We start from the raw sequence: 6363 nt of genomic DNA on the forward strand, positions 1-6363 counted from the left end.
TTCTTGATAAGTTAATCTAAGTATTTGAGAGAATATTTATTTCAGTTTTCTTTCAAATAATACACCTGATATATAACTAAAATCACAGGGGAAAAAGATGAAAGCAATAATGAAAGCTATGGTCTACTACGGCGAGAATGATATCCGTTTTGAGGAGCGACCAACACCCAAAATCATAGATCCAGCAGATGCAATCATTCGTGTTACCAAGACCACCATTTGTGGGACAGATTTAGGAATCTGGAAAGGTAAAAATCCTGAAATTCAGGAAAATGCCATACAGACTACAGGGCAGTTTAATGGACGTATTCTAGGGCATGAGGGTATTGGGATTGTTGAAGAAGTAGGCTCATCGGTCAAAAACTTTAAAAAGGGAGATAAGGTCATTATCTCTTGTGTGAGCAAATGCGGAATTTGCGAAAATTGTCAAAAACAACTGTACTCACATTGCCAAAATCATGGTGGCTGGATCATGGGTTATATGATTGATGGCACACAAACCGAATATGTTCGTACGCCTTTTGCGGATACTTCACTTTATTTATTACCTGAAGAATTAAACGAAGACGTTGCGGTATTCCTTTCAGATGTTTTACCTACATCACATGAAATTGGTGTTCAGTATGGCAACGTAAAGCCAGGAGATACTATAGCCGTTGTAGGGACAGGTCCTATCGGCATGGGATGCCTCTTAACTGCCCAGCTCTATTCACCTGAGCAGATTATTGCGATTGATATGGACGATAATCGCTTAAAACTGGCCCGAGAGTTAGGTGCAACACATACGATTAACTCAACCAGGGAGGATGCTATTCAACGTGTTATGGAAATTACTCACGATCGCGGTGTTGATTGTGCAATGGAGGCTGTTGGAGTAGAGGCAACATGGAATATTTGCCAGAATATTGTTAAAGAAGGTGGACATTTAGCAAATGTCGGAGTACATGGAAAATCTGTCAATTTTGAATTGAACAAACTCTGGATTAAAAACCTCACCATTACCACTGGTCTGGTGAATACCAATACCACTCGGATGTTACTTAAAACCTGCTGTTCAGGAAAATTACCACTAGAAAGGCTGGCGACGCATCACTTCAAGTTTGATGAATTTGAGAAAGCCTATGATGTGTTTAAGCATGCCGCTGAACAAAATGCCATGAAAGTAATTATTGATATTACGTAGTAGAACGATAAGTATTTGCATACTAGAAGTGTATGTTTAAAACACTATATAACGCAGGTCTTGATTTTATTTAAATACAAGACCTGCTTTTAAACAAGATAGTAAAAAATAGCCAGATGATTTAAGCCATAGTATGAATTGTTTCTTTAAAACGCTTAAGTGAAAATAAAAACAGAGCCAGACCAATAAAAAACTGGCAAATAAATGGTTTCCATACGACTTCCAAACCCGCACCACGGAACAATATTGCCTGTCCAAGCTCAACAAACTGAGTTGTTGGGGCAAAAAACATAATATTTTGTACGAACTCGGGCATACTCTCACGCGGTGTCATTCCACCAGAAAGCATTTGTAATGGAATCAAGGTCAAAATCAACAATAGACCAAATTGTGGCATCGATTTTGCGATAGTCGCAAGGAAAATTCCCATTGATGTCATTGCAAATAAAGACAAAGCAACTCCACAGAAAAACAAAGGAATAGAACCCAAAATCGGTATATGCATAAACCCCATTACCACAAAATACAGCGAGCTACTTGAAGCCAGCAAAACCACCAACCCCATAGACCAGATTTTTGCCATCATGATCTCAAAAACCGTAACAGGCATCACCAGTAAATGTTCAACCGTGCCGTGCTCTCGTTCACGGATCAATGCTGCTCCTGTCAAAATAATCGAAATCATGGTCACGTTATTGATAATCTGATTGAGTGCTCCAAACCATTTCTTTTCAAGGGATGGATTAAAACGTGCGCGTAGTTCCAGCTCCACAGGTAAACTTGTAACTGTACGATTACGTGCAACAAACTCATTTACCTCCAGTTGAATCATTTGCTGGATATAACCACTACCTGAAAATGCCTGAGACATCCGTGTTGCATCAACATTAAGTTGAATAGTTGGTACCTTTTGTGCCAATACATCTTCCTGAAAATTAGCAGGAATGTTCAGTGCAAAGGTATATTGTCCATCATCCATTCCCGCATCCATTTGGCTAATATCAATCATCTGCGGAGGGGTAAAACCAGGTGGATAAAATGCCGAGATGATCCTCTGGGACAAAGCCGAATGATCTTCGTCAACAATGGCTATAGGCGCATTATTTAACGTTTCAGGAACAGAAGTAGAAGCGGTATATACTGAAATAGTAAAAGTAAAAATGATCAAGAATAACATGGCAGGATCACGCCACAGACTCCATAACTCTTTTACACCAAGGCGATAGATATTTTCGATTTTTTTCTTGAGCATTTTAGCGCTCCTGCTTTCTAAGCAATACAATTGCCAATAGCATGATGACAGGTATAGTCACGATCAGAGCCCATATTGAATGCTTTAAATCTTCAAAATACAAAGCCTTACTAAACACTCCACGGCTAATATCCACCATATGTGTTGCTGGATAGATTTTCCCAACAGCCTGACCAAAACCTTGTAACGATGATATTGGATCAATTAAACCTGAAAATTGAGTTGCAGGTAAAATTGTTCCGATCATGGTAATAAACATGGCAGCAATCTGACTTTTAGTTATAGAAGATGCCAAGAGCCCCATTCCCGTTGAAATTGTCACAAAACAAAAAGCAGCAAGTGTCAATGTCCAAAAACTTCCTGTGATTGGAACTTTAAATAATGTGACAACGATCAGGCACATTAGAAAATAGTTGGTCATTGCCAAAAAGATATAAGGAAGCTGTTTACCTAGTAAAAACTCGGTTCGTGTCACAGGAGTCACATATAAATTAATAATTGAACCTAATTCTTTTTCGCGAACCACTGCTAATGCCGTTAACATGGCAGGCAACATTAACAATAAAATCGGAATTACGGCAGGGACTATGGATGGCAAGCTTTTAACATCTGGGTTATAACGGAAACGGGTTTCCACATTCACGGGCAGTGAATAATTTACACCAGTTTGCTGTTTGATTTGCTGTATTAACCATAATTGATGAATTCCCTGTACATAGCCTTGTACAGTTTCAGCTCTTGTTGGCATTGCTCCATCAATCCACGCGCCAATTTTGACATTCTCCCCGCGAGCAATATCATGAGCAAAATTAGGAGGTATTTCTATTGCAAGAGAAATATCGCCCTTGCGCATGTGCTGATCTAGTTCCTGATAATCATGTAGAGGTTCTTTTTCAATAAAATATCGAGAACCGGATAGACTCATCGTGTAGTTTTGACTCGCCTGAGATTGATCCCGATCCAGTACAGCAAAACTCAGATCTTCGACATCCATATTTATCCCGTACCCGATGACAAATAACAGGATAATTGAGCCAAGTAATGCCAAGGTTGCACGTACCGGATCCCGAATCAACTCTAGAGATTCTCGCCATGCATAGCTCAATAAACGTTGTAGACTGAAACCATTATGCTGAATGGATGCCTTAACTGGTGTTTCCTCAATTACATCTTCAACTGTTTGTTCCGTATCACTTGTACCTGCACCAGCTTCAAGTAAATACTGGATAAATGCCTGCTCCAGAGTGTTTGTATGGCGCTTTTGCATCATATTTGCAGGTGTATCGCTATCTAGCACTTTACCCGCATGCATTAATGAAATGCGGTCACAACGCAGTGCCTCATTCATAAAATGCGTTGAAATAAAAATAGTCACTTTATCTTCACGAGACAAATGCACTAAATGCCGCCAAAAACTATCCCTAGCGATCGGGTCTACACCAGAAGTTGGTTCATCCAGAATTAAAATTTCTGGTTCATGTACCAATGCGACTGCTAAAGATAGACGCTGCTTTAAACCCAGTGGCAGATCTTCGGGCAAACTATCTTGAACCTCAAGTAAATCAAAACGCTTGAGCATTTCATCAACACGGGTTGCTATATGGGCTTTGGGAACATGAAACAGCTCCGCATGTAAAACCAGATTTTGTAAGATCGTCAATTCACTATAGAGTGAAAATGACTGGGTCATATAGCCTACTTTTTGCCGTGTCTCAATTTTTTGACCTTCAACTTCCTGACCAAATAACCATGCTTGCCCTTCTGATGCAGGTAACAACCCTGTCAAAACTTTCATGGTTGTCGATTTACCACAACCATTTGAGCCTAAAAATCCGAAAATCTCACCACGTTGAATTTTAAAATTCACATGATCAACAGCAGTAAAGTTTCCAAAACGGACTGTTAAATCTTGTGCTTCAATCGCATAACCATCGGCATGGTTCTGATCATATGGAGGAATTTCGACAGGTCGATACCCTTGCTTTTTCTCTTCTGGTAATAACTGGATAAATGCGCTTTCCAGATTTTGAGTATCCGTCAATACCAATAATTCCTGCGGTGTTCCTGTTTTTAATATTTTTCCCCCATCCATCATTACCAACCAGTCAAAATCCTCGGCTTCATCCATATAAGCCGTAGCAACAATCACACTCATATTGGGACGACTTTGGCGAATACGGGCGATCAACTCCCAAAACTGGGCACGAGCCAAAGGATCTACACCTGTGGTTGGCTCATCTAAAATCAGAAAATCAGGATCATGAATCAGGGCACAGCACAAACTCAGTTTTTGTTTCATTCCTCCAGATAATTTGCCTGCTGGACGGTCTAAAAAATCATATAACCCTGTGCTTTTAGTCAAATCATCGATACGACGACGGCGTTCAGCAGAGTTATGTCCAAACAGCCGTGCAAAAAACTGTAAGTTTTCTTCAACCGATAAAGTTTTATATAGGTTTTTACCTAAACCCTGTGGCATATATGCAATACGAGGACAAGCTTTCTGGCGATGTCTTTTACTAGACATATCTCCATCTAAAACCTCTACTTTACCTTGCTGGATAATACGTGCACCAGCAAGCAAAGACAGTAGACTTGATTTACCAACGCCATCGGGTCCAATTAAACCAATCATACAGTTCGCAGGGCATTTTAAATCGATATTATCAAGTGCGATTGTTGATCCATACGACAAGCTAACATGTTCAATATGGGCAACAATCTTATTAAATCCAGATTGTTGCATCATCATTATTTAACCTGCCTTGACAGTTCTTTAGGCCAGGACTTACTGTTATCCAAACGAATCCAGGCAACACCTGGTAAGCCTGTTTTGACCTGAGTGATATATTTATTGAGAAGATCAGGATCAATTTTTGCCTTTACTTTGAACATCAATTTTTGTCGTTCACTCTCTGTTTCAACAGTTTTAGGTGTGAATTGCGCCGTATCAGCAACATAGGAAACTTTAGCAGGTATCACAATATCAGGTGCAACATCTAAAACCAGACGAACTTCCGTACCTAAAGCCACTTTTCCAGCCACAGTTTCAGGTAAAAAGAACGTCATATAAACATCAGATAAATCAATCAGGTTTAAAACCTTACCTCCTGCTGCAATCATTTCACCAGGTTGTGCAACACGATACTGAACCCGACCATTAATCGGAGATTTTAATTGGCTATCCTCAATATCAAATTGAATTCGCTCCACTGTCGCTTGTGCAGCCTCTACATTTGATTTGGCACTGGTGACTTGTGCATGGCTTGCAACAATTGCTTCTTGTGCACTGGCGACCTGAGCTTTGGCAACACTCACGGCTGCACGTGCACGATCTGCATCAGCGCGCTCATCATCTAGCTGTTGCTTAGATGTTGCACCATCTTTCGCCAAAATTTCAGTTCTTGATAGACGACGTTCCGCAGCACGAAGTGATGTTTGCTGTTGCTGTACCTGAGCTTCTGCTGCAATTTTATCGCTTAGACGCATGTTCACTTGAGCATTCGCCGTTAATACTGCATTTTTAGCTTGTTCTAACTGTGCTTTTGCTTCTCTTAATTGTGCTTCAAGACTCAAGACCTTGATCGTTGCCAAAAGCTGCCCAGATTTTACAAAATCACCTTCATTTACGTTAATATTCTCTAACTGACCAGCCATTTTACTGGCGATATTGACCTCAGTTGCCTCTATACGCCCATTTCCTTTAATAAAACCATCTGTATCTACTTTATTAAAGTTTTGCCATGCCCAATATCCCACCAAAATCAGGACAACAATCCCTCCAATGATTAACATTTTTTTAATATTCATCGAGTTCATCTCTCCCAATCAAATTTTGGTTATTTTTTCAGTGTAGTTATATTATATAAAATAGTCCAATTTTCAGTGCCTTAAAAATAATGAAATAAATAATTTAAATATGTGACCG

Annotated in this window: 4 protein-coding genes; 1 reads left to right on the plus strand and 3 read right to left on the minus strand. The window is 39.8% G+C overall.

What is annotated here, in order from left to right; translation table 11 throughout:
• Positions 1-97: 97 nt before the first annotated feature.
• Positions 98-1183 (plus strand): zinc-dependent alcohol dehydrogenase family protein, encoded by a 1086-nt coding sequence (locus KPC_RS16790; protein WP_121975499.1) that lies wholly within the window; start codon positions 98-100, stop codon positions 1181-1183.
• 121 nt (positions 1184-1304) lie between these two features.
• On the opposite strand, the gene KPC_RS16795 is transcribed toward KPC_RS16790, so the two are convergent.
• Genes KPC_RS16795 through KPC_RS16805 form a run of 3 tightly spaced genes read right to left on the minus strand, consistent with a single transcriptional unit; the run spans position 1305 to position 6245 of the window.
• A complete protein-coding gene (locus KPC_RS16795; protein ID WP_121975500.1) occupies positions 1305-2435 on the minus strand; it encodes an ABC transporter permease in 1131 nt (376 codons plus the stop codon).
• Position 2436: 1 nt separating this feature from the next.
• Positions 2437-5187: a ribosome-associated ATPase/putative transporter RbbA gene (gene rbbA / locus KPC_RS16800; protein WP_121975501.1), complete on the minus strand. Its 2751-nt coding sequence runs from the start codon at positions 5185-5187 to the stop codon at positions 2437-2439.
• Positions 5187-6245 (minus strand): HlyD family secretion protein, encoded by a 1059-nt coding sequence (locus KPC_RS16805; RefSeq protein WP_121975502.1) that lies wholly within the window; start codon positions 6243-6245, stop codon positions 5187-5189. Before KPC_RS16805 ends, rbbA begins: the two co-directional genes overlap by 1 nt.
• Between the last annotated feature and the right edge of the window lie 118 nt (positions 6246-6363).

It is taken from the genome of Acinetobacter stercoris, assembly GCF_900323515.1.
GTDB classification, from domain to species: domain Bacteria; phylum Pseudomonadota; class Gammaproteobacteria; order Pseudomonadales; family Moraxellaceae; genus Acinetobacter; species Acinetobacter stercoris.

Bases quoted from the DNA above. Each gene is read 5' to 3' on its own strand.
- KPC_RS16805 (WP_121975502.1), bottom strand. From the start codon at position 6,245: ATGAATATTAAAAAAATGTTAATCATTGGAGGGATTGTTGTCCTGATT.
- KPC_RS16790 (WP_121975499.1), top strand. From the start codon at position 98: ATGAAAGCAATAATGAAAGCTATGGTCTACTACGGCGAGAATGATATC.
- KPC_RS16795 (WP_121975500.1), bottom strand. From the start codon at position 2,435: ATGCTCAAGAAAAAAATCGAAAATATCTATCGCCTTGGTGTAAAAGAG.
- rbbA (WP_121975501.1), bottom strand. From the start codon at position 5,187: ATGATGATGCAACAATCTGGATTTAATAAGATTGTTGCCCATATTGAA.